20 protein-coding genes are annotated in these 23,878 nt (G+C 45.0%); 4 read left to right on the top strand and 16 right to left on the bottom strand.

Annotated elements, in window-relative coordinates; all coding sequences use genetic code 11:
• Positions 1 to 11 precede the first annotated feature (11 nt).
• From PCAR9_RS18485 to PCAR9_RS18515, 7 genes are all read right to left on the bottom strand, one after another.
• Positions 12 to 2,057 (bottom strand): TonB-dependent receptor, encoded by a 2,046-nt coding sequence (locus PCAR9_RS18485; RefSeq protein ID WP_179984864.1) that lies wholly within the window; start codon positions 2,055 to 2,057, stop codon positions 12 to 14.
• Between the two features lie 95 nt (positions 2,058 to 2,152).
• A complete protein-coding gene (locus PCAR9_RS18490) occupies positions 2,153 to 3,271 on the bottom strand; it encodes an efflux RND transporter periplasmic adaptor subunit (protein WP_179984865.1) in 1,119 nt (372 codons plus the stop codon).
• Between the two features lie 13 nt (positions 3,272 to 3,284).
• Entirely contained in the window at positions 3,285 to 6,470 is a 3,186-nt protein-coding gene (locus PCAR9_RS18495) for an efflux RND transporter permease subunit (protein WP_179984866.1), read from the bottom strand.
• A gap of 458 nt (positions 6,471 to 6,928) precedes the next feature.
• A complete protein-coding gene (gene rplI, locus PCAR9_RS18500; RefSeq protein WP_012519953.1) occupies positions 6,929 to 7,381 on the bottom strand; it encodes a 50S ribosomal protein L9 in 453 nt (150 codons plus the stop codon).
• Positions 7,382 to 7,407: 26 nt separating this feature from the next.
• A complete protein-coding gene (rpsR, locus tag PCAR9_RS18505) occupies positions 7,408 to 7,635 on the bottom strand; it encodes a 30S ribosomal protein S18 (protein WP_012519954.1) in 228 nt (75 codons plus the stop codon).
• Between the two features lie 11 nt (positions 7,636 to 7,646).
• A complete protein-coding gene (gene rpsF, locus PCAR9_RS18510; RefSeq protein WP_014951120.1) occupies positions 7,647 to 8,048 on the bottom strand; it encodes a 30S ribosomal protein S6 in 402 nt (133 codons plus the stop codon).
• Positions 8,049 to 8,233: 185 nt separating this feature from the next.
• The gene (locus PCAR9_RS18515; RefSeq protein ID WP_179985278.1) at positions 8,234 to 9,469 is read right to left on the bottom strand and encodes a GAF domain-containing sensor histidine kinase; all 1,236 of its coding nucleotides are present in this window, start codon (positions 9,467 to 9,469) and stop codon (positions 8,234 to 8,236) included.
• A gap of 257 nt (positions 9,470 to 9,726) precedes the next feature.
• On the opposite strand from PCAR9_RS18515, the gene PCAR9_RS18520 reads away from it, so the two are divergent.
• The 3 genes from PCAR9_RS18520 to PCAR9_RS18530 all read left to right on the top strand — a co-directional run bounded on the left by PCAR9_RS18520 (position 9,727) and on the right by PCAR9_RS18530 (position 12,399).
• A complete protein-coding gene (locus PCAR9_RS18520) occupies positions 9,727 to 10,014 on the top strand; it encodes a YebG family protein (RefSeq protein ID WP_118491551.1) in 288 nt (95 codons plus the stop codon).
• Between the two features lie 247 nt (positions 10,015 to 10,261).
• A complete protein-coding gene (locus PCAR9_RS18525; RefSeq protein ID WP_179984867.1) occupies positions 10,262 to 11,065 on the top strand; it encodes an ABC transporter ATP-binding protein in 804 nt (267 codons plus the stop codon).
• On the top strand, positions 11,065 to 12,399 hold the full coding sequence (locus tag PCAR9_RS18530) for an ABC transporter permease (protein WP_179984868.1): 1,335 nt from the start codon (positions 11,065 to 11,067) through the stop codon (positions 12,397 to 12,399). The genes PCAR9_RS18525 and PCAR9_RS18530 overlap by 1 nt, the downstream gene beginning before the upstream one ends.
• 25 nt (positions 12,400 to 12,424) lie before the next feature.
• Here PCAR9_RS18530 and PCAR9_RS18535 read toward each other — a convergent pair whose 3' ends face one another.
• From PCAR9_RS18535 to PCAR9_RS18575, 9 genes are all read right to left on the bottom strand, one after another.
• Positions 12,425 to 14,008 carry a methyl-accepting chemotaxis protein gene (locus PCAR9_RS18535; protein ID WP_179984869.1) on the bottom strand — a complete coding sequence of 528 codons (1,584 nt, stop codon included), beginning with the start codon at positions 14,006 to 14,008 and terminating at the stop codon, positions 12,425 to 12,427.
• Positions 14,009 to 14,162: 154 nt separating this feature from the next.
• Entirely contained in the window at positions 14,163 to 15,668 is a 1,506-nt protein-coding gene (locus PCAR9_RS18540; protein ID WP_179984870.1) for a sensor histidine kinase, read from the bottom strand.
• Between the two features lie 76 nt (positions 15,669 to 15,744).
• Entirely contained in the window at positions 15,745 to 16,827 is a 1,083-nt protein-coding gene (locus PCAR9_RS18545; protein ID WP_179984871.1) for a methyl-accepting chemotaxis protein, read from the bottom strand.
• Positions 16,828 to 16,977: 150 nt separating this feature from the next.
• A complete protein-coding gene (locus PCAR9_RS18550; protein WP_179985279.1) occupies positions 16,978 to 17,289 on the bottom strand; it encodes a hypothetical protein in 312 nt (103 codons plus the stop codon).
• 137 nt (positions 17,290 to 17,426) lie between these two features.
• Entirely contained in the window at positions 17,427 to 18,752 is a 1,326-nt protein-coding gene (locus tag PCAR9_RS18555; RefSeq protein WP_179985280.1) for a sulfite oxidase, read from the bottom strand.
• A gap of 41 nt (positions 18,753 to 18,793) precedes the next feature.
• Complete coding sequence (locus tag PCAR9_RS18560) at positions 18,794 to 19,798, bottom strand: YeiH family protein (protein ID WP_179984872.1); 1,005 nt, start codon at positions 19,796 to 19,798, stop codon at positions 18,794 to 18,796.
• A gap of 4 nt (positions 19,799 to 19,802) precedes the next feature.
• The gene (locus tag PCAR9_RS18565; RefSeq protein ID WP_179984873.1) at positions 19,803 to 20,810 is read right to left on the bottom strand and encodes a TauD/TfdA family dioxygenase; all 1,008 of its coding nucleotides are present in this window, start codon (positions 20,808 to 20,810) and stop codon (positions 19,803 to 19,805) included.
• 9 nt (positions 20,811 to 20,819) lie between these two features.
• Positions 20,820 to 21,773, bottom strand: coding sequence for an aldo/keto reductase (locus tag PCAR9_RS18570; RefSeq protein WP_081366557.1), 954 nt, complete (start codon positions 21,771 to 21,773; stop codon positions 20,820 to 20,822).
• A 316-nt stretch (positions 21,774 to 22,089) separates the two neighbouring features.
• Positions 22,090 to 22,839 (bottom strand): GntR family transcriptional regulator, encoded by a 750-nt coding sequence (locus PCAR9_RS18575; protein ID WP_179984874.1) that lies wholly within the window; start codon positions 22,837 to 22,839, stop codon positions 22,090 to 22,092.
• A 98-nt stretch (positions 22,840 to 22,937) separates the two neighbouring features.
• On the opposite strand from PCAR9_RS18575, the gene PCAR9_RS18580 reads away from it, so the two are divergent.
• On the top strand, positions 22,938 to 23,690 hold the full coding sequence (locus PCAR9_RS18580) for a sulfite exporter TauE/SafE family protein (protein ID WP_179984875.1): 753 nt from the start codon (positions 22,938 to 22,940) through the stop codon (positions 23,688 to 23,690).
• Positions 23,691 to 23,878 lie beyond the last annotated feature (188 nt).

Raw genomic sequence — 23,878 nt, forward strand, 5'->3', positions numbered from 1 at the left:
AATAGCGTTACTTAGAAATCGTAAGTCACTGATAAACGAATATCTCGCCCAGCTTCTTGTGGACCAACAACGCTTGGGAATACTTCGCTGTAATCACCCACACTTGAATGGTCGATATAGGCTTCATCAAACAGGTTTGTTACCGCCACATTTACGCGCAGGTCATTGGTAACTTCCCATTCGCCATAAATATCCACTAGAGTATAGTCTGCTTTGTTTAGTGAATACAGCGAATCGGTCCAGCCGTTTTCTAAGGCCTGATGAAGGGTATCTATGTTGATGTCGTCAACCATAGTAATGTTGAAGCCTACGCTGATGTCAGCAGTAACGGTATAATCTGCACCAAGTACCCAAGTATCGCCGCGGCTATTACCTAAGCCAACAAACTCGTACCCGTTAATATCGATGCTGTTATACGGTACGCTGTACAGATCTTCACGAGGCATCAACTCAACGTCTACGCTTGAAAACCCAAAGTACAGGTCAACAGAATCCCAGCGATACGCAAGGTTAAACTCTACGCCAGATGATTCTAGGTCGCCGATATTATTAAATACCGAGTTACCTTGATAACCGCTAAATAGCACATCATCAATGGTAGATTCATAAGCGCTAAGACGCGCGTTTAGATTATTGGCACTGTATTCAATTGACGCTTCGATATTGGTAACAGTTTCAGGCACCACGTCACTGGCAACAACAGGAACGTCTTCGCCATCGTATAAGTACTCATCTAGGGTGAAGCCATCACCAATTTGCTTGCCGCGAGCCGCTTCTGCGTAGCCAAGACCAAGGGTCCAAGCTTCGGTAAGCTGATATTCAAGACCCACGTTAAAGCTAAGTTCATTGTTATCTAGTCCAGATGGCTCATCGGTAACGGGTGTGCCGTAATAGTCATCAATAAGAATTTCTTGCTGGAAGTCAAAATTGTCATAACGTACGCCATAACTAAGCAACAATTCTGGCGTGATGTTGCTATGAGCCTGCGCATAGATTCCTAATACGCTGCCTTCTTCTGCATTTTGAACAGGGCCTGTTCCTGGGCCGCTCTCTACTTCGTCTTTGCGATAATCGATACCATAGGTAAATACGTGATTGGTAACGTCGCTCGTATTTCTAATATCAAATCCATAGGTATCGATATCAGATAAGAAGTCAAAACGTCCGCCGCGGAACGATGATGAAGTTTGATATGCTGTAGCTTCTAAAAACACCAATGCGCTATGGTCAAAACGGTAGTTCGCAACATAGGTATCACGCTCTGCTTCACTAGGATAAAGCGGGGCACCTTCTAGTACTACCCAGTTAGGTCTTGCCGAAAACTCACCTTCTTCATCGCGCTGCTCTGCACTTAATGAAAGGTATTGATTATCCGCAATGTAACCACTGGCTTTAAGGAACATGAGATCTTGATCTGCGGCAGTACCTAGTACTTCATTACCGTCGCCGTCTTCAAAGTTATCTCTGTCTACCGTGCTGTAATAACCTAGTAAGCCCCAAGTGTCGTTTAGCTTTCCATAAAGGCTACCGCTATATCGGGTACCATCGTTTGAGAAATAACTTGCTTTTACTCGACCGCCAAATTGTTCGTCGCCTCTCAATAAATCTTGCGCGTCTTTGGTTTTAAAGCGTATTGAACCGCCTATAGCACCTGGGCCGCTCGTCGCTTCGCCGGCACCAGCCTGCACATCAATTTGCTTCAAAAGATCGGGGTCTAAAGTAACGCGACCAATGTGGTGAAATAGCGTTGAGGTTTGTTGTGCGCCATCTACGGTTACATTTAGGTAAGCATCTTCTAATCCGCGGATAAAGATTTTTTGTGCTACACCCACTGAACCGCCAACGCTGACCGACGGCGACTCTCTGAAAACGTCAGCTAAGTCGTTTGCCTGAAACTGCTCAATATCTTCAGCAGTAATGCTTAAGTTAGTTGCTGCGCCTACCACAGCAACTCGCTCTATAGACTTGGTTTCTTCATTCTGGTTTTCTAAGGATTGCGCGAATACTGCTGGGCTGGATAGCGTGCACACTGCACTAGCTAAAACTAACTTTTTCAAGGGTAACTCCATTTGACAATCAACAATTACAAATAAGAAACATTCTCATTAAGTTTTGCCTAAATGGATAGCACTTTTACAATTGTTACACTTCCTCAATTTTTCGCCGTCAAAGACTTCCGCTCATCGTCGTAGCGCACTTTCTGGCCCGCACGTAAACGTTCTGCACCCCTTACAACAACCGAACGCTTCGGGTCCACATCACCAAACACTTCAATTCTATCGCCCATGCCCACTCCGGTTGTCACCTTCACTTGCTCAGCTTCGTTATTTTCGTTTAGCTGATAAATAAAAGTGCCCGACTTCCTTAGTACTAGTGCATCGCGGGGTATGGTGACACCATCATGAGTATCGCTGCTAGGTAAGGCCACTCGCACTGCACTGCCTATTGGAAAATCGCCTGGGTTGATGGCAATTCTTAGCTCCATCATACGCGATGCACTGTTGCCTACAGGTACAATGGCACGAATAGATTCTTCTACTTGGTTCACGTTATTGTGAACTGTCACGCTCATGCCGTTAGCAAGATAGGGTAATACGTTAAGGGGGGCGCGCACCTGAACTTCAACACTATCAGGGTTTACCACGCGAAGCAGGGTTTGCCCTACCCCAGTATATTCGCCAGGCGACTGCAGCCTTTCAACCACCAAGGCCGTAAAAGGAGCACGAATACTGCTTTGTGCAATCTGATATTCGGTGAATTCTAAATCCAATTTGGCTTGCGCCAACTCCTGTTTGGCATTCTCTAAGTCAGCTTCCACTTCCTCTAACTCACCTCTGGACGTGTTTTGACTGGCCTGAAGGTTTTTGTACCTCGCGAGACGTTTGGTAAACAACTCAACCTGCGATTGCCATCTGGCAATATTTGAAGCATTTTGATTGCGGGTAATGCTCAAGCGAGTATCGTCGACTTTAACTAAAGGCTCCCCCGCTTTTACCACATCACCTACCTCTGCCATCCAAGTGATGCGACCGTCTACCTCAGAGGCGAGGTTTGCATCAATAACGCTTAGTACCGTTCCAGGAACCCAGGTTAGTTGTGAAATCGCTTGCTCTCTGGCTTCATCTATTTGAACCAGCACAGGTGGTGGTTGATTGTTATTCTGTGCTTGCGCGCTCAACGACACACTGCTTGCCAATAAGGTAAACAAACCAAAGGCACGAAAACTAGAGGTAAACACACTAAGGGCGAGAGTAGAAGTCATTGCTTTCATGGTTGTCTTTTCCTTACACATGGTCGCTGTATTTGTTTTGTTTTACGATGGATGAGGTAGTCGGCGATGCGTCAGTGCTCTGCATACGCTCGGCCAAGGGTTTGAGTAAATTTACAGATGACTTTGAAGCCGTCATACGCAACAAGGTAGGCAGTAATAGCAAAGTGAATATGGTACTTACCGTCATTCCTCCCACAATTACAGCCGCAAGACCTCGGTAAATAACGCTGCCTGCACCTGGTAGCAACAGTAGGGGCAGCATGCCAAAGATGGAAGTCAACGTGCTCATAAAAATAGGCCGTAAACGAAGTTTAATGGCTTGCTCTACCGCGTCATCACGGGTCAGTCCTTCTTGCTCTCCTACGCGAGTCTGATGCACGAGTAAAATGGCATTGTTTACTACAAGCCCTAGCAAAATAATAAAGCCAATCATGGTTAACAGGTCCATGGGCTGGAAGGTAAGGATGTTCATGATACGAATAGCAATCACCCCGCCCACCGTGGCTAGCGGAATAGAAAGTACTACCAGCACGCTGTCTTTTAACGATTTAAACAACCCCGCCATTAGCAGCAGTAGTAACACCATGGCAAAAAGAAAGTTATCAGCCATCGAGGCAATAGCGCCTTTTAAGCTATCCGCGCTACCACCATAATTAATAGCGCCATCGGTAGGCATCATGGCCATAATGGCGGGCTCAACCTCAGAGGTAATCACTTTCATGGCTTCTTCTAAACTCATACCCTCTGGCGGATTTACGTTTAGCGTGAGGGTTCTTCGACCATCAATGCGCTGAATACGGCTTGGTCCTACGGCTCTTTCAATACCTACCAGTTCGCCTAATTGCACCACTTCGCCTGATGGCGTCATGACTGGCGTACTGTTCAAGTCTTCGGGTGTGAACCAAGGTGCTGAGCGAAAGATAATATTCATGCGTTTGGTGCCATCGAAGTACTCCCCCACATACATACCATCACCCATGGCGCGTACCAGGTTCCCCATACTGCCCCGATTTAACCCGACTTCCATCATTCGGCTGTCATAAGGGTAAAAGCGAAGCTCTGGTTCAGCTTGCTCTAGTGGAGGATTCGAACGCGCATTAGCGTTAGGGAAAACTTCTCTCAATTTGTCTAAACCTGCTTGCGCAGCGATGCCGAGCATGGTTTGGTCGGTACCTTGAAGATGTATGTCGATTGAGCGACCGTTTCCAAAGCCACCAAATAAATTGCCCTGTTGTGAAAAGGTTTGTGTATCCGGCAAATCCTTTAAAATTTCATCGCGAACAATGGCTTCTAACTCTTTGACCTTAGACTGTTCTTTAGCGCGTACGCCCAAATTCCCACCATTTGGCCATGTGATAATGTAGTAGTTTTTCAGCGCTGGCTGCTTTTCTCCGTCCATATAGGGCTGCAGTCTCTCAACGATAATTGGCATCACTTCTTCACTAATAAAGTTTTCACTGGCACCCGCAGGCAAACTTAAGAAGGCGTCAACGGCATCGCGTTTTACGGGCGGCAAATAATCCATGGAAGGCATAAGCAAAACACTACCTGTAATAGGCACGCCCATGAGTGTTATGACTAATACAAGGCGGCGAAGCGGCGTATTTGATAGCGACATAATAGCGCGGGTTATCTTAGCCCATACCCGCTGTAAGCTATCAGCTGGCATGTTGCCATTAAGGTATTTAGCGGCAACGACGGGCAATACCGTTACCGCAACCACTAGCGACATACACACTGCAATGGCAATGGTAAGAGCGAGGTCAGCAAACAATTGCCCTTCAACATCTTCCAAAAACATGACGGGAATAAAAATAGCAACGGTGGTGGCTGTTGACGCCATGAGGGCACCAAACACTTCTTTCGTTCCCCGATGGGCACAATCCTCCATGTGCGTTTGTGAATTTGGGTCTTTATTTTCGATTTCGGCTTCGGCGCTCTTGCGCGTTCTTACAATGTTTTCCAGCACGACAATAGCGGCATCTAGCACCATACCTACCGCGAAGGCGAGTCCTGCCAGTGAAATGATATTGAGCGAGCGACCGGTAAGTTGAAGCACCACAAAAGTGCTAAGTAGTGAGATAGGAATGGCCAATGCCACAATGAGCGTTGCCCGCAGCTGGCGCATAAAGAGCCAAAGCACGGCAATGGCAAGCAGCACGCCTATAAATAAATTGCTGGTAACTAGCTGCACCGCTCTATAGATAAACACTGAGGCATCGAAGCTTTGCGCCATTACTAACTGTTCAGGGGCCAAGTCCTGTTCGTTTATTTGTGCAACTTTTGCTTTTACGGCTTCTAAGGTAGCTAGAACATTGGCGTTGTTTTGTCTGTCTACGCGAATAGATATAGCCGGATTGCCGTTTTGCACACTGTAGTTTGCACCGTCAGCGCGGGTGATTTTAATGTCGGCAATGTCATGCAAAGTAATAGGGCTACCGTCTCGCCATTCAAGGATCATTTCACCCATTTGCGTAGGCTCGTAACGACCTTCAAAACGCAGGGTATAGCGTCTTCTGCCCACATCGACAAAGCCGCCTGAAATATCATTCGCACGCCCCAACTCGTTGGCAACTGCCGTCAGGTCAATGCCTAACTGCGCCGCTTTAAACGGGTCGAAAACAATTTGAAACTCCTCGACGCCGCCAACCCCGCTTTCCATACGCGCTCTTGCAACACCCGGAATAGATTCAAGCTGAGGTTTAATGACATCGGTAAAAAAGGTCACATAGGTATTAATTTCGTTTGGATTGCCCGGAAGGCGCTGAAGAAAAAAGTAGGTCAAAGCGGGGGCGTCTCCCCCACTTCCAGCAAGCATAATATTAGGAGACAGGGCATCGCGAGGTAGTGGCGGTACACGGTTCATGCGGCTAATCACTTCAATGAGTGTCTTCTGCATGTCCGTATCTAAACCAAACTCTAGATTAATCCACGCATTACCTTGGTTTGCCCATGCATTCATCGACTCAAGGCCAGGGATCCCCTGCAGCACTTCCTCTTGAGGTTCAATGATCTCCGACTCAATCTCTTGAGGCGACGCAGCGCGCCAAGAGGTCTGAATGTTAATATTAGGTCGTTCAATGTCAGGAAACAGCTGTACCGGTAAATTAAACAGGCTATATAGACCTAAAAATACCAGTAGCGTTATACCGATACCTACCCCGGTCGCGTTTTTTATTGCTTGCTTAGTAATGTCCATAAGATGGCACTTATGCTTTTTATTATTCGGTTTACTATAGGTCGCAGCAATGACAGAAAAAGTTTAAAGCCGTGACACTAAGAATTTCAGCGATTATTAACATTATGTTTAAAAACTATTTAAAAAACGTTATTTGTCGTAGATGAGTGGACCTAAAAAATAGGCTATTTGCCGACGCTGGACATATTTGCTTACACCCATCGTCAATTAGGCGTCGCGACGTGGAGTGAGGGTAGGGATTTTTTAAACTCGCCCTTCGGTAAGGTCTGGCAAGCTTCACTCTGGGAATTTGAAAAGCAACGGCCATTCCTGCATTCCCACGCTTTGCTAGGAAACTTACCAGCACCTTCTGGGTGGGCAATCATCAATGCGGATTGGTATTGTTCTTAAGTATCGGAAAAAAATTTAGAGCAAAAAAAAGCCGCTCCAAGAGCGGCTTTTTTCAAATACGTCAGCGATTACGCTTCAGCAATGATGATCACTTTGATTGAAGTGATAACGTCAGAGTGAAGTTGTAAGTCGATGTCATACTCACCAGTCTCACGAAGAGTACCAGTAGGTAGTTTAACTTCTGCTTTTTGTACTTCAACGCCAGCTGCAGTGATTGCATCAGCGATGTCACGAGTACCAACAGAGCCAAATAGTTTACCTTCGTCACCAGCAGGAGCTGCGATTGTAACTTCAGCAAGCTCAGCAACTTTTTCAGCGCGTGCGTTAGCAGCAGCTAGTTGCTCAGCAATTTTCGCTTCAAGCTCAGCACGACGTGCTTCGAACTTTTCAACGTTGTCTTTAGTTGCAGGAACCGCTTTACCCTGTGGGAAAAGGAAGTTACGAGCGTAACCAGACTTAACAGTCACTTGGTCGCCCAGGCCGCCAAGGTTGGCGATTTTATCTAGTAGGATGATATTCATCTTAGCTAACCCTTATATTCGCCAAATTACTTGTGTGAATCAGTGTACGGAAGCAACGCAAGAAAACGTGCGCGCTTGATCGCAGAAGACAGCTGACGCTGATATTTTGCGCTTGTACCAGTAATACGGCTAGGGACAATTTTACCGCTCTCAGTGATGTAGTTCTTAAGAGTAGCGATATCTTTGTAATCAATCTCAGTCACACCTTCTGCAGTGAAACGGCAGAACTTACGACGTCTGAAAAAACGAGCCATGGGTGATCTCCTTAAGCGTTGTCTTCAGTGGTTTCAGTTTTCTTTTCCGCGCGATCTTGGCGAGGAGCAGAATCGTCACGACGCTCACGACGAGGCTCTTCTTTCATCATTGGAGAAGGCTCAGTCACAGCAGTCTTAGTGCGCATAACCATGTTACGTAGGATCACGTCGTTGAAACGGAAAGCATTTTCCAATTCATCAACAGCTTCTGCAGACGCTTCAGCATTGATTAGTACGTAGTGGGCTTTGTGCAGCTTTTCAATTGGGTAAGCCAGTTGACGACGGCCCCAATCTTCTAAACGATGAATCTGACCACCGTCTTGCTTTAGGATTGTGGTATAACGCTCGATCATACCAGGTACTTGTTCACTCTGATCAGGGTGAACCATAAATACGATTTCGTAATGACGCATTATAGCTCCTTACGGTTGTAGCCTCGACAGTACAGCCGACTGTATGGAGACAAGGAACGAATTGGGATGGCTGTAAGGGCGCGCATTATACGCACACAAACATCGTTGCACAAGCATTAATCAACTTTTGCAATCATTTTGCGCTTGTCATTATTTAAGTAGTTTGTACCAATAACGTTTCGCGGTTAATGCGAAACGCTTTCATGTGGAATAGAAGAAACACGGATTAAAGGAAAGCAAAAGGTAAATTCTGTGCCGTTAAAATCAGAAGTCACGCTCAGTGAACCTTGGTGCGCTCTTGCAATTTCTGATGCGATAAATAACCCCAACCCTAACCCGTCGTTTTTTACACTGCTTTCTTTACGCCAGAAAGGCTGAAAAAGACGCGCCTTAGACTCATCAGATATTGGTGTACCGCTATTTTGCACACTGAGAATGAAATCGTTTCGGTTGGTGATGACTTTCACATATACCGGATGGGCTTGGTCACCGTGAACCAGTGCATTTTTCAGTAAATTAGATAAAAGCTGACACACTCGCTTTTCATCACAGACCAGCTGCTCGGTGATATCGATATGCGTTCTGATAGTGCAATTAGGGTAATTAGTAGCTAGCTCTTCAGCCGTATAATTCAACTGTTGCGCTAAACTGACTGCTTTGGCCATTTTCACAGGTAGCCCTTCGCCCATACGGCTATGAGTAAAGTCCATCGCATCTTCAATTAAACGCGTCATCCTCTGCACACTATTTTTCATTCTCGACACTGCTTTAAATACAGGTACTTGAACAGTGCTGGCTATTTGACTGTCTTTTATTATGTCGTCAAGAAAGCTGATACCAATTTGAATGGAAGATAAGGGCGTCCGAATATCGTGGCCTAAAATAGCGATATACTGTTCTTGAAGGCGAGCAATATTTCTTGCATCAGTAAGTTGCGCCTGTGAACGCTCCATCTGGTCTTTTAATAAAATTTGGCTAGATATAAGTTTAGCGAAAGCGCTAATTTGCCCGTGAACAAGTTCGTTGCGTAACTCCCTAGGTTCTGGGTCTAGGCCGCAAAGCGTTCCAAAAAAGTCACCATTTGCATCATATATGGGGTAGGAGAAATAACTTTCAAAACCATACATAATAGGAATGGGATTATCACAATATTCACTATCAGCAGATGCATGATTAATGACTATCTGTTTTTTGCTTGCTCTGACGGTTCTACAAAAGGTAGTTTCAATTTCCAAATGATCGCCAGGGGTTAGACCAAATTCTGCATTATCTAATACGGCACACATTGTCCATGCTTCTTCGGTGACTCTCGCAACACAGATAAAACGCAAATCTAAGCTACTGGCCAATATTTGCATTATATAAGGGACTGCTTCGATTGCGTCTATAGCCTGAATATCTTGCTGAACAGCTTCACTCACTACCATAACTTTAGAATTCCTTTTTTCGAGAGCGTGCTTATGAACGCTACTTTTCTTCTGTTCCAGGTATGTGAGACGCTGAAATAAATAATTAACTTACGGCTTCCATTGAGTTTGAATTCAAATGCACATTAAGCTACCCCCCATACTAAATGATAATGCTCAGCAATGTTATCAATAATATTACCATTCAACTGTTTATTTATACAGTATTTTGCTGTACAGTTTTTGTGTCTTTAATAAACAGGGGACCTACCATGGCCATTACCACACAGTATGTTGTTACGCACAAAGGGGTAGAAAAATTGGTAACTACCGACAAAAAAGAAGCGGATCAGTACGATAAGATGCTTGATGCAGCAGATAACCTTGCTGACTATATTCATGCGAAGGGTATCAAGCTAGACGATAGTGTAGTGGAAGAACTCACAATTATGCTGGCGAAAAACAAAGATAAAGTCAGCAAAATCTTTAAAGGCGCAACAGCAGAAAGCGTATTAGAAGATGAAAGCGCAGAAGTAGTAAAGCTACAGGCCAACGGCTAATAATGTAGCTCAACTCGCCCTTTATGTCGTTATGATGAACAATAAGTAAGAGCAACTGCCGCTTTAAATGCGTAAGTTCTGATAACATAACTTCGCAAAATGATGTTATTTGATAACATCACTTTAAAGCGGTGCTACCTCCCGTTACTTGCTTCTTGCTAGCTGAAATAAGTTGGTAAAGAAGTAAGGAACAAAGTATCGCCTTTGCTAATGTGAACATAAGACATATATACAGGTCGGGCTTAGCGTGAATACCATCAATAAAAACAATAGCACTCATTCCCAGCGCAACGCAGTGCCTAAAAAGCACAACGCATTAATAGAAGAGTGCAACCCAGCAATTGAAGTAAATAATTTACAGTTTTCGTACAGTAAAGAAAGCCCGCCCGTCATTGATATAAAAGCATGGCTGGTGCCACAAGGTGAACATGTTTTTCTATCAGGCCCTTCGGGTAGCGGAAAGAGTACATTGCTTAATTTACTATGCGGTACTTTGACACCCACCCAAGGCGACATAACCTTGTTATCGCAGCCTTTCTCTTCCTTATCAAACCGTCAGCGAGACAAGTTTAGAGCACGCAATATTGGCGTTGTCTTTCAGCAGTTCAATCTTATTCCGTATCTTTCTGTGGCACAAAATATTAACGCTGCAGTGTACTTCGCAAATAGTAAAGTAAGTAAAACGGCAGGAGATGATAAGCTTCTCCATTTACTCGACAAGCTACAGCTTCCTTCACAAGTACTACACGCAAAGGCCGATGCCCTAAGTATAGGCCAGCAGCAGCGTGTAGCTATAGCCCGAGCGCTTATTAATGACCCACAGTTATTAATTGTCGATGAACCGACTTCGGCGTTAGATAGCGATGCGCGAGATAGCTTTATGTCGCTGTTAAAAGATGTTGCAGATAAGAGCACCATGATTTTCGTTAGCCATGATAAAGCCATGGAGAGCTATTTTGACCGTCATTGCAGTATCAGTGAATTGAGCCCAAGTACGAACCACGCAATATCCTCAGTCGGTGGCATCGAACAAGCACAGGAGCGTGCGTAATGCTAAGTACCATTGCTATTGAAAGTCTAAAGCGCAGGAAAACAACGGCAATACTTACGCTGTTAAGCATTACCATCAGCATTAGTTTACTTCTATGCGTTGATATTATTCGCAGCCAAGTGAAAACCAGCTTTACGCGAACAGTGTCCGGCGTCGACCTTATCGTTGGTGCTCCAAGCGGCCAGCTTAATCTACTATTGTCGTCGGTGTTTAATATAGGAACACCCACTAAGGGCATTGAATATAAGAGTGTTGCATCGCTTAAATCTAACAAACAGGTGTCGTGGCTTATACCCCTCTCTTTAGGTGATACTCACCGAGGTTTTAGGGTGGTAGGTACGACCAACAGCTTCTTTGACCACTTTAAATACGGTGACATGCAGTCACTAGAGCTATCTGATGGAGCGACATTTACTCAGCCGCTATCTACAGTAGTTGGTGCTGATATAGCGGAATCATTGGGATATGAAGTGGGTGATAAAATTATTATTTCTCACGGTTTAGGCAGTGTCTCATTCAATAATCACGACGACCACCCTTTTACTATTTCCGGTATTTTAGATAAAACGGGCACCCCCGTAGATAAGGCTGTGTATGTCACCTTACAGGGGCTTGAAGAAGCCCACACAGGGCCTAAGCATTCGCCCACTTCAATGTTAGGCCGTAAATCGAGTAATAAATCCACCGCAGACGAGCACGAGCACGAGCACGAGCACGAGCACGAGCACGAGCACGGCGAGCATACCGATGAACATGAGACATACAACAGCGAAGCGTTTTCGCCTGAGTCAGTATCTGTAGTGATGCTTGGGCTAAAACATCGCGTTACAGCGTTACAACTTCAGTACCAAATCAACCAAAGTAAGAAAGAGCCGCTTATGGCTATACTACCGGGAATGGCACTCGCTGAGCTTTGGCAAATTATGGGAAATGTAGAGTCGCTATTGCTTGGGTTATCTGGCCTTATCGTTATATGCGCACTTATTGGGCTTGCGACTATGCTACTTGCAACTATGCGTGAACGTTACCAAGAGATAGCGGTTTTACGTACCATTGGAGCAGGACCTTTCACCCTACTTCTACTTATTCAAATTGAAGCTATGCTGCTTACTATGTTGAGTGCTTTGCTAAGCTTAGGTTTGGTGGCCGGGTTAATGAGCGCACTAAAACCCTGGTTAAGCAGTACCTATGGATTGTTTTTGAGTAGTCCGCTGTTTGGTCAAAGCAGCGTTATTATCATTTTACTTATACTAGGGTGCACCTACTTAGTTTCTCTGTTCCCAGCCGTCGCCGCCTATAAACGCGGCCTACATGCTGGACTCAATACGAACTAGGCGAAGCCCACACGGGGGGAGAGGGCTACTCTCCTACCCGCTTGTCTGTACTGAAACGCAAAATAAGCTCGTGAACTTGATTTACCGTAGCGCGTAAATCGTGGCTCGCTGCTAGCGATGCCTCAGAGGAGCGCTGAGTTTCAGAAGCGCCATCAGCCACTTCCACTAACTGCTGGTTAATATGCTCTGCCACCGTGCTTTGCTCTTCTACAGCAGAAGACATTTCTACCGTAGCATCAGCAATACCTTTCACCGCATTATTTATTTCAAATAATGCCCCACGTGTTTCTTCCACGATTATACTGCCGTGCTCTGCTGAAGCTAGCCCTTCTGTAGATACCCGCACAGCGCGATCAGAACGCTCAGCCAGTTCACTGATGATATTGTGGATTTTATCGGTTGATTCACGGGTTTTCGAAGCCAATGTACGTACTTCATCGGCAACAACTGCAAACCCCCTTCCCTGCTCACCTGCCCTAGCTGCTTCAATGGCAGCATTAAGCGCAAGCAGGTTAGTTTGCTCGGCAATGGTGGATATAATGTTGGCCGCTTCACCTATATCGCTGGTTGACTGAGCGAGCTCAGTTACCGTTGTTGAAATTGACTCTACCGCCTCGCGCAAAGCAACAATTGCCTGCATGGCTTGTTCAGCTTTTTGGTTACCTGTTTCTACGTTGGCTGCGGCTGTTTTAGCACTTTTCGCATTTCCTTCAACCCGCTCAGCCACTTCTTGAATAGCCTGACTCATTTGCGTCACGGCAGATGCTATTTGCTGAGTGGCTTGGTTTTGCTGTACAACGGCGGCGCTAGTACTTTCTGCCTGATGGTGGGTTGTATTAGCTATGTTCTCAAGACCTGTTGATGCATCTTTAATTCGGGTTAACGCCGTGCGATTTCTGGCAAGTTCACAGCCTAGCGCGAGTTTAGCTTGGCTTATATGAGGTGGATCAGGAAAGTAGGTTTGTGACACAGTTTCATTTGCGTAGCTTTCAGGACTAAGCGCAAGTAGTCCGTGCCAATCTTTTTTGGCTTTAGTTTGTTGAGCCAACATTAAAATAATAGCGCCGAGTAGCGCTATGCCAGCAGCAACAGCGCCATGTGTAAACGCCAATATCAAAACCATTAGCGCACTGAGTACTAATGATGGTGCTAAATGCGAAAGCATTTGTACGAGGCGAACCGCTGGCGATACCGGCGATTTGCCTTCTCTTATTCTTTCATAAACCTTTGTAGCTCTGTTTATTTCATCATTTAACGCAGGAACTCGAACAGATTCATACCCCACGATTGTTTTACCTTCATAAACGGGAGTTACGAATGCCGAAACCCAGTAGTGATCACCATTCTTCCTTCTGTTTTTAACTAATCCCAGCCAGCTTTGTCCAGACTCTAAAGTACGCCACATTTCCTTAAACACGGGCGCTGGCATATCGGGGTGTCGAATCAAGTTATGGTTTTTGCCTATTAATTCTTCGCGGGTAAAGCCACTTGCTTCCACAAACTCGCTATTACAATGTTGAATAACACCACGTTTGTCGGTTGATGAAATAAGGCGGTGGTGAGGGGGGAATTTATACTCTTTTTGGGTAACAGGCTGGTTATTTCTCATTGAATACTTTCTCCATTTTGCAAAGCGTTCATCCTTAAAGCAGAGAATCTTTGCTTTCTCATAAGACTAGAACATAAACAGCCGCTGTCTAGCTTAAGCAAAAAATTAGAGAAATTTTATATTTTATCAGTGAGTTAGGAAAGCACTTTATACTTTAGACCAATGGCAATACAACAGACACTTTTGTGCCTCTGCCTTCAGCGCTGACAATATCAATCCTGCCATTATGCTCCTCGACAATGGTCATAGAAATTGACATACCCAGCCCAGTCCCCTCACCTGGCGGTTTGGTAGTAAAAAACGGAGTGAACACTTTACTAAGCGTTTCTTTTGACATGCCAGTACCTTCATCTTCAACGACAAGATAGACACTGTCTCCCTCCTTCTGTACTTTTAGGGTTATGCTTTTCCCTTCAGGCGTGGCATATATCGCATTGGTTAAGAAGTTTACAAGCACTTGCTGAATTTGCCCTGAGTTGCCGTTAAAGAAAGCGTCTTCCTCTGGTACTTCAAAGCGTACTGTATTGCGATAACGATGCAAATTGTTGGTAAGCTTAATCGCTGTATTCATGGCTTCGATAGCGCTAATTTCGGAATGCTTGCCCGAACCTGGATAAGAGAAACTTCTTAACGCTTTCACGATTTCGATAATACGCTCAATACCTTCATGAGACTCATCAAACATTTCCGCGATTTCATTTGCACTTTCTTTAAGCGAAAAACGCTTTTCTAGCGCCATGAAATGCGCTGCAACTTCACCACCAGCTTCTTTACAAAGGCTACCTATTTCTTCAAGCGCACGCTGATAATCGGTAAAGATATCTTTTGCAACGACAGTGTTACTTCGCACATAACCAATAGGATTATTAATTTCATGGGCGATACCTGCGGCTAACTGGCCTAACATGGCCATTTTGTCAGCACTGACTAACCTTTCTTCAAGGAAATCCCGATCCTTTTTCACGTTACTCAGTTCTAGTTGCCTGGTATTTAGTTCACTTTTTTTATTTTGGTATCGAGAGGTAATGTTGAGGTAGTGCTTTGTGGTATCTAAAACGTAAAGCGTTTCTTCTTCTAGATTATCGTCTTTGGTCAACAATACTAACCACGTATATTCCCCCTTCGACATTTCATGCATCAAGTGAAGTAAGCGAGACTCTTTTTCTGTTTCAGGCTGTATTACTGCACTAACACACCAGTGGGAATAGCTTTCTCGTAAATCTAGTGGTGTTTCCTGCTTGATAAATTGCGCTAACGAGGGGGACGTAATCCAGCCCTGCCCCTGAACCAGTACACTGTCATCGTTGCCAATAATGAGTTCGCCATCTTTTAAGGTAAAGGCTTTGCCGCAAAACGCACCGCTGAACTCTACGGCAGATTCAAGCGCCGAAAATATGTAACTTTCTCCAGATGTTGCTTGAGTAAGTTGGGATGCTGTTCGATTGAGGTAAAGAAGCTCTCGTTCCCTTTGTTTAGAGTCTTTGAGTGCTTTACGTAATGCCTGATTGGCTAAATAGGCATCCTGTGAATAAGTTTCTAAGAAAGACTCAGCGTTTTTACGTGCAATCTTTTGACGCTTAAGCTGTCGCTCTAGCGAATTAACACGGGCTTCAAGCGCACGAATGCGTTCGTTTTCGGTGGAATACGAGGTTTCACTCACCTAAAAGCCCTCCTTTGTACGTGCTCATCAACATTAGGAGCACGCTTTTTTACGTGTGCTTTAGCATTTGATAGTTTTATCCGGCTAAACGGTCAAGAAGCATCATCACACGCTCGCTCGCCTGTTCCATTTCTATCAGTTTTGCATCTGCTTCTGCAATATTACCAGCTTGTTTTGCTCTTACTGCTGCCACACCACTACTATGCACTTTTGCATGCGGCGCTTCAATCTCTCTAAAGGCTGTAGTTTGACCAATTGGGCTATTCGCGTTTTCATTGAACCATTGTCCTAAACGACAGCTCACATGATCACTGAAGTCAGCAACAGTCTTATTGCTGAAACCACAAAGCACTTCATAAACGCCAGACTTCCACACAACGTGATCTAACTTTACAGTTTGAATGAACGTAGCCATTGCACCTTCACTGATTGTCGTTTTCATGCTGTCGCAATGTTGCACCATAGTCTCGTAACTACTATTAAGCTGGTTAATGCCTGTCTCTAACTCTTCATTGTTACCACGCAGTTCATTAACACCTGACACCGCTTTCGATGTTGATTGGATAATGCCGTTTACAAGCTCTGATACTTCTGTGGCAGACTTATTTGTCTCAGTAGCCAGTGCTCTTACCTCGTCAGCTACAACACTAAAGCCTCGTCCAGCATCACCTGCACGGGCCGCTTCAATTGCTGCATTTAAGGCAAGTAAATTAGTTTGATCAGAAATGCTGGTGATTGTGGTTACAAACTTATTGATATTGTCAGCTGTAGTAGACAGACCAGAAATACGCTCGCTCATACTTCCCATCTGAACATTCAGGCCGCTCATGTCAGATACAATCTTGCTCAGTGTAGAGGCCGATTCGCTAAATAAATCATTTATATCAACAATAGACTGACTTTCGGCATTAATGCGTTCGTAGGAACGTAAAACCGTTTCGCGAACGCCCTCAACCTGTGACAGTGAATCTACTAAACATTTAACTACAGTGGCATTGGCAGATGGCGCTTCTTCGTTGTGCGCAGTCTCTAAAGCCGTAGTCAGCTCAGCATTTTCGGCCTCAAGCAAAGACACTCTGTCTAACGTTTCTTGAAGTCGCTTTTCTAATAGCTGAACTTGCGCTTCTTTTTCTTCGAATTTACTGCGTGATACAAACATGTGGAGATACCGATTATTTTTATAGAATTATTTTGTTCAGACTAACAGAGGTTATATCGTCTTAGCCATTAGTCTGAAGTAGCGTTATTGTTTGATTATCGGCAGAAAATTATAAAACTGAGGGGATAAATTAAACTATTATCTCTGTTTTTAGTTTGCAGGCAGTAAATGTGGTGGTAGAGGTGCACGACGAGCGCTTTTTTTAGGCCCATACCAGGTTGATAGGTAATCTAATATCATTGGTTCTGCCTCACCCAGTGGCCACAGTTTCTGCGTTTCTTGCATCCAGCGAATAGTCTCAAGCCACCTTTCACGGCTCATGGCATTCTGAGTAATAAGAGAAGTCGAGTGACAGGCGCTGCAATGGGCTAACACTAAGTTGAAGCCTTCTGCTTTTATAAGACCTGACTGAGGATCGACGTCATGCTGCACATGCTCTTTTGATAAACTTATCATGCTCATCGTTTTATTGGTCTCGGTATCGGCTGCTGCTACGGATATGTGAAGCCCCCCTACTAAGGCGATAAGTCGAACGGCTATGCAAACCATACCCAGTGCCCCATTCCCCTTAATATACATAAAATCTTGCACTCCTCTACCTACACCACACGCACAGCGATACGATGACAGGCATTGTTTAAATACCCTTTTGGATTCCATCCAGGTAGCACCATAGGCTGTGACTTTCCATGCTCATCTTGTGCTTTAGCCCATACTTCGTAATAGCCCTGCTGGGGGAAGTTTATCTGTGTGCTGAACTGCTGCCATGCGTGTCTGTTTGCCGGTGCGTTCAGCTGAGCAAGATGCCAAGTTTGGCCAAAATCAATAGAGGTAAACACCTTGGCAATTTTGCCCTCACCACTCCATGCATGTCCCCGAACGGTTAGCTTTTCTTTGAGAGAGTGATCGCTGCCAGACTTTGGAAAGGTAATAAGCGACTTAACTGGCATAGCTTCTATAATACACATGTCTTCGTCGGCAACTTTCGCGCCAGGCGCAACAGGTTTACATGGGACCCGATAGGCTTTACCCAGCATTTTTGCACCGTCGTGCACGCGGTCTCGAATTACTATTTTCTTAAGCCACTTACCTGACGTTGATGCAGGCCAGCCACCAAATACCAGCCGCAGCGGGAAGCCGTTCATCAAGGGAAGCGGTTCATCATTCATTGCCCACGCGATTAACGACTCGTCCTCCATCGCTTTTTCGATGGGCACGCCACGAGAAATAGCCGCTTTGCCCGGTGTTCGGCTTAAATGCTGATCATCACCGTAATAGCCAATGTAAACCGCGTTTTCCTTTACGCCCACTGCTTTTAGCACGTCTTTTAGCCTCACTCCTGTCCAGCGTGGGCAGCCTACTGCTCCTGTCGTCCACTGGTTACCGGTAGCGGCCGGTGAGAACTCGGCCCGCCCATTTCCGCCACACTCAAGTGTTAGCTGATAGGTGTAATGCTTAAATTGAGCTTTTAGTTCTTCAAGGGTAAAGGTTTTTGACTGTGCTGCAGACTCTCCTTCAATAGTAAGCGTCCAGCTGCTTGTATCAGGCGCTTGCGGGGGAATACCGTTATTTCTTACAAAAAAACGCGAAGCAGGTGTGATTGCGTCATCTAATAGGTGTGCTGGTGTTTCTGCGTTTAATGGTCTGTCATTAAGTATGGTTAAACCGTCTTTACCTTTAATAGAAAAAGGCGTGTCGGCCTGCGCAAATGCTGCAGGAATGAGGCCCGCCGGCATAAATTGCCCGTACACCACTTCGGCACCGAGTAACAAAGACAGTGACTTTAACCCTTTGATAAAGCCTCGGCGAGTCAGTGTATTGCTGGTTCTTTGAAAAACCTGTTCGTCGGCTTTTACAGGGTCTTTGGCATAAAGTTCGTGTAGACCATGTTTTTTCACTGAGACCACCTTATCAGTACAAACGATTTTGTATTTAAAATATGCTGCTGCAAAATGATAAACGGCTTTTACATAGCGTAAAGAAAACCGAGAATAAGCAATGCAATCCACAGGGTTTCAACAACTATCATGACAATAGGCAACACGCCCACTTCGGCAAGCTTGCCCAGGTTTGACTTCATGCCGATTGCAGTAATGGAAACAACTAAAAAGAAACGAGAAACCTGCGTACCTGCTTCGATCACAAATTCAGGTAACGATACAAAGCTATTGAGCAACATGAGAGCAATAAAACCGATAAGAAACAGAGGCATTTTAGGTACTTCACCGCCTTCTGCTTGGGTACTGGCTTTATAGAATCTTTTAATGACAAGCATCATGATCAGTACTACCGGCATCAGCATGGCTACGCGCACCAATTTGGTAAGGGTCGCCATATCACCCGCACTTTCTGACACCGAGTAACCAGCCCCTACCACCTGCGCCACGTCGTGAATTGTGCCGCCTAGAAAGATACCAGCTTCAGTGTCTGTCATACCTAATTGCCCAGCGACTATGGGATAAAGCACCATCGCAATAGTGGACATGGCCGTTACGCCTATAACGGTAAGCAGGGTATCTCGCTCGTGGTTTTCACCTTTTGGCAGTATGGTAGAGATGGCTAACGCAGCAGAAGCACCGCAAATAGCGACGGAGCCGCCAGTAAGTGCACCAAAGCGTTTTTGAAGTCCCAGCGCTTTTGCCAAGCCTACGCCCAAAACAATGGTCGTAAAAATGGCGCCAGCAAGCATGAGCGCTGTTTGCCAACCTAGCACTGCCAAGTCACCTAGCGCTATTCTTAAGCCCAGTAAAACCACACCCGCGCGAAGCAAGGTACTTGCGGTAAAATCGATACCGCACGCGCATGGCGTATCGTTTTGGTATAAAAACGAAACTGCCATGCCTAACAGTAACGCAAACAACATAGCAGGGGCATTGTAGTGCTCACTTAAAAACAAGGCCGCCATGCCCGTGATGGTAGCAATACCCAGCCCAGGCCAAATGTTTTTACATTTTACTGCTATGTCATTCATTGCATTAACGCTCTGAAGCAACCAATGCCACAAGCACTACACGCTTGCGATCGCCAGAGTAAGGGCGACGACCATGCATCGCACGATAGTTATCGACAATTGCCACGTCCCCGTCTTGCCACTCTAAATCAAACGTGAAGTCTTCAGAAAGCTCAGCAATACGCTCTAGCCCTTCTTTCGGGATAGCGCTGCCGTCACCAAACGTAATGGCTGAAGATGGGTTCTCGCGAACGCCTTTCCAGCCCATGTAAGCTGCAATAAGCTGGTTGTAGAACACTTCAGAACCGTCATCCAATTCGATTACCGCAGGAAGTACAGGTGTAATCGCTTTTAAGCTACCATCCTCTAACCATTCCCAGCTGTAACCTAATTCTTTAAGCTTAGCTTCACCCTCTTCTACGGTTTCAACACTCAATGTGCTTTTCCAGCTACGCCCTTGACCTGAATTGATGTCATTTGCTGCAGGCATGGTAGTGGTGTACTTCAGACCTTTTTCTTTAAAGTCCCTTGCCAGTTCGGGGCTTTCCGCTTTCAATGCTTCAAACAGTTTGTCTGAACGACACAACGGCGTAGCACCGCCCTCATCTGCTGCAGTTTTACAAAAGAAGAAAAGCTTACTTGGAGAAATAGGTGTTTGAGCCATTTCGTGATGAAGAAAAATCTCTACATCTTTAGGTGCTTCGTTAGCGGTAAATACACGTTCGGTGTAGTTAATACGCACCGCGTTAGACAGCGACTCTTGATAAGTAAAGTTAGGATAGCCGAAGCCTGCTGAAAAAACGTCAAACGTCTCTGCTGAATCAAGAGGGAACCCTCTAAACAGCAGCGCACCTGATTTAGCAAGCTTTGCTTCAAGTTCTGCCTGATTCGCTTTAACAAACGCAACCGTTTCTTCTACAGTGGAACAGCTTTCATTGTTCACGACTATTTCAGGGAACACGCCGCCGTTGTAGTTGTGCTGAGTAGGTACGCTTGCATACGCTACCGCAGAGCTGTCATTGACGTTTTTCATAGTTTACTCCTAGTCGTAAATGGGGTGAAAACGATTAAAGGCAGCTTCACAGAAGTGACCCGGATCGTTAAATCGACGATTCATGTTTAATGCAGAAATAGCCTGCATTTCACTTTCACTTAATGAGAAATCGAAAAGCGCCAGGTTCTCTTTCATGCGTTCTACTTTTGACGTCTTCGGAATAATCGCATTGCCGCGCTGAATGCCCCAACGCAACACAATTTGCGCTGGCGTTTTACCGTGGGCTTTTGCAGCGGCTTTTACTACGTCCTGCTGAAGTACTGATTCAGTTTGGTCAGCCATTTCAAGCTCTAGGTATGAAAGCGCACCTAAAGGTGAGAACGCGGTAACATTTAAACCGTAGTCTTTTGCTAAACGAATTAAACGTTCTTGGGTAAGGTAAGGATGAGATTCAATCTGTAGCATAGCTGGCTTAATGCGCGCGTAGCTCATTAAGTCATTCAGCAAGCCCGTGTTGTAATTACACACACCAATTTGTTTTGCTTTACCGCTATCTGCGAGCGCTTCCATGGCCTCCCACGTTTTGTGAAGCGGCACAGGAGCAAGCTCCATCTTAGGTTCAGCTGCGTCAGGGTCGTAAAACCACTCTGGCGGATACCGTGTTTCAATTGGCACGAACTTTTGCGCAATAGGGAAGTGGATAAGATACAAGTCTAGATAGTCTAGCTGTAAATCAGATAGCGTTTTTTCAAGCGCCAGCTCTACATGCTCTGGGGCATGAAACGTATTCCAAAGCTTCGAGGTTACCCACAACTCTTCTCTGGTACACAGGCCTTCATCAATAGCGCGCTTAATGCCTTCGCCCACTTCTTTTTCGTTGCCATAGTCTGCTGCGCAGTCTAAATGGCGATATCCAGCTTTGATTGCTTGGTATGTTGTTTCAGCACAAATGGCAGTATCTACTTTCCAAAAGCCAAAACCTACCTCAGGTATCTTATTCATTGCTTCATTCACCTTAGAATTTGTTGCATTAAGTTAATTAGTTTTACTTTAACAGTATGCTCTTGTATAACTTCAGCTTCAAACTTTAGTCTTGTATAAGACATAAGTTATTACACAGGCACTCTTATGTCAACAAAGTGTTAACAAACTAAATTAAAAGATCGAGTTTGGCTTTTAGTGATGAGATTGGACAACGCTTATACCCCGGTTTCGGGGGCGGGTATGTAAAGCGGACGTTTATTAATGCCCGCTTTTTTGGAAAGGGCAGTAATGTGAGCGGTAGAAAAGGCTTAGAGTAGACTAGAGGTGAAGCAAGTTAGTCAAGTTCAACTTGATAGTGATAGTGGTCGGTTCTGCATTTACTCTCTCGATACTCTATTAATTTGCCATCAATAGATTCTGTGACACGAGTGACCAAAAGTAAGGGTGCCCCCTTTTCAATACCCAAGCTTTTCGCATCACTTTTTGACGCTAGAACGGCTTTAATGCTGTCACGGGTTTTAAACACGGTTTGGTTATAATCCGTTTGATAAAAGTGATACAAGGTATGCGGAATATCTTCGCGCTGGTGGATTTCGGGAAACATTTTGAATGGCAAAAATATCGTTTCTAGCATACAAAATTCGTTTTCAAGTATGCGTCTGCGTTTAAGCTTTACCGTTTTATCTTTTGCTGATAAAGCAAGAGCTGCTTGAACTGTTTCACTCGGCTCAACTAGCTCTTTACTGATGAGCTCTGCTTTAGGTAAATCGGCGCCTTTTCCGTCAGCTTGTAACGGGAAAAAGCGAAACAATGCATCTTGAGCGGTATGTTCAGAAACGAATGTGCCCACCCCTTGCCTCCGGGTTACAATTTTAGTGTCGGTAAGAAGTGTTAACGCTTTGCGAACGGTTCCTTGACTCACTTTGAACTCGTCTGCCAGTTTAAACTCACTAGGCAGCATCTCACCGGGTTGCCATCGACGCTCAACAATAAGTTGCTTAATGTATTCAGCTACCTGTTGATACAGAGGCTGAAAAGCGAGACTTGGACCGCTGAGTTTGTGATCGAATTGAGATGAAGACATGAACCCTAACCTAAACGCTTAATTATTGTTTTTATATCATACACAAGAGTTATAGCGCATTTTTGACTTAAATCACATACATAGTAGGAATAACATACATGCCCTTGGAAACACTACTCCCCATGTTCGCCCTTTTAGGTCTTGCGACACTTCTGCAAACATTAAGTGGGTTTGGCTTTGGGCTTATGGTGGTGTCTAGCTTTACCTTGTTTGGTATTTTACCCCTCACAGCGACAACATTTATGGTAAGTTTTTTGAGCCTTTTTAACTCTGTTAGTCTGGTAGCAAGAAACACCGAACAAATAAACAAACGTGCTTTTACCATTCTCCTTCTTAGCGGTATTCCGTTTATGGGAATAGGATATGCGCTGTTGGAGTACTTATCCGTTGGTATGGCAACATGGCTTAACCTGTTGCTTGGTTTCGCTATTTTAAGCTGCTGTGGACTTTTATTGGTTAAAAGAAAACGGGGGCAGCCGTCTGGTAGTGCCTTTGGTTTTACCGTTGCGGGCGGTCTCGGCGGAATGTTAGGCGGGCTCTTCTCTACGTTCGGTCCGCCAGTGGTATTTCAGTGTTACAGACAAGCCTGGCCAATTAACGAAATTAGAATTACGCTTCTGGCCGTGTTTAGCATAACGTCGCTATTACGCTTGGCTATAATCCCCTTTGGTACTTTACCTTCGAGCGATGTTCTCCTTTATGCTTTACTCGCTATCCCGGTGATCCTGATTTTCACAAGAATAGGACGAATGCTTGCGGCGCGGGTGCCTGCCGCTTCTGTGCGACTGTTAGCACTGACCATGCTCGCGTTAAGTGGCGTGACGCTTATTATCAAAAATATCAGTGTCTAATGTCTCAACATAAACAAGAGACAAGCTTACTGTGGCGCAGATTTGCTCTAATAATAGGGTCAGTGTAACTTCAACTAGACGTCTAAATAAAAAGACAGAGCCCCGATCTAAATCTTTATAAATTGATAATTGCAGATTGACACCCAAGTTACATTTCATTAACTTATGTCTTATATAAGACATCAAGG

Source organism: Alteromonas macleodii (genome assembly GCF_903772925.1).
In the GTDB taxonomy this organism is placed as follows: domain Bacteria; phylum Pseudomonadota; class Gammaproteobacteria; order Enterobacterales; family Alteromonadaceae; genus Alteromonas; species Alteromonas macleodii_A.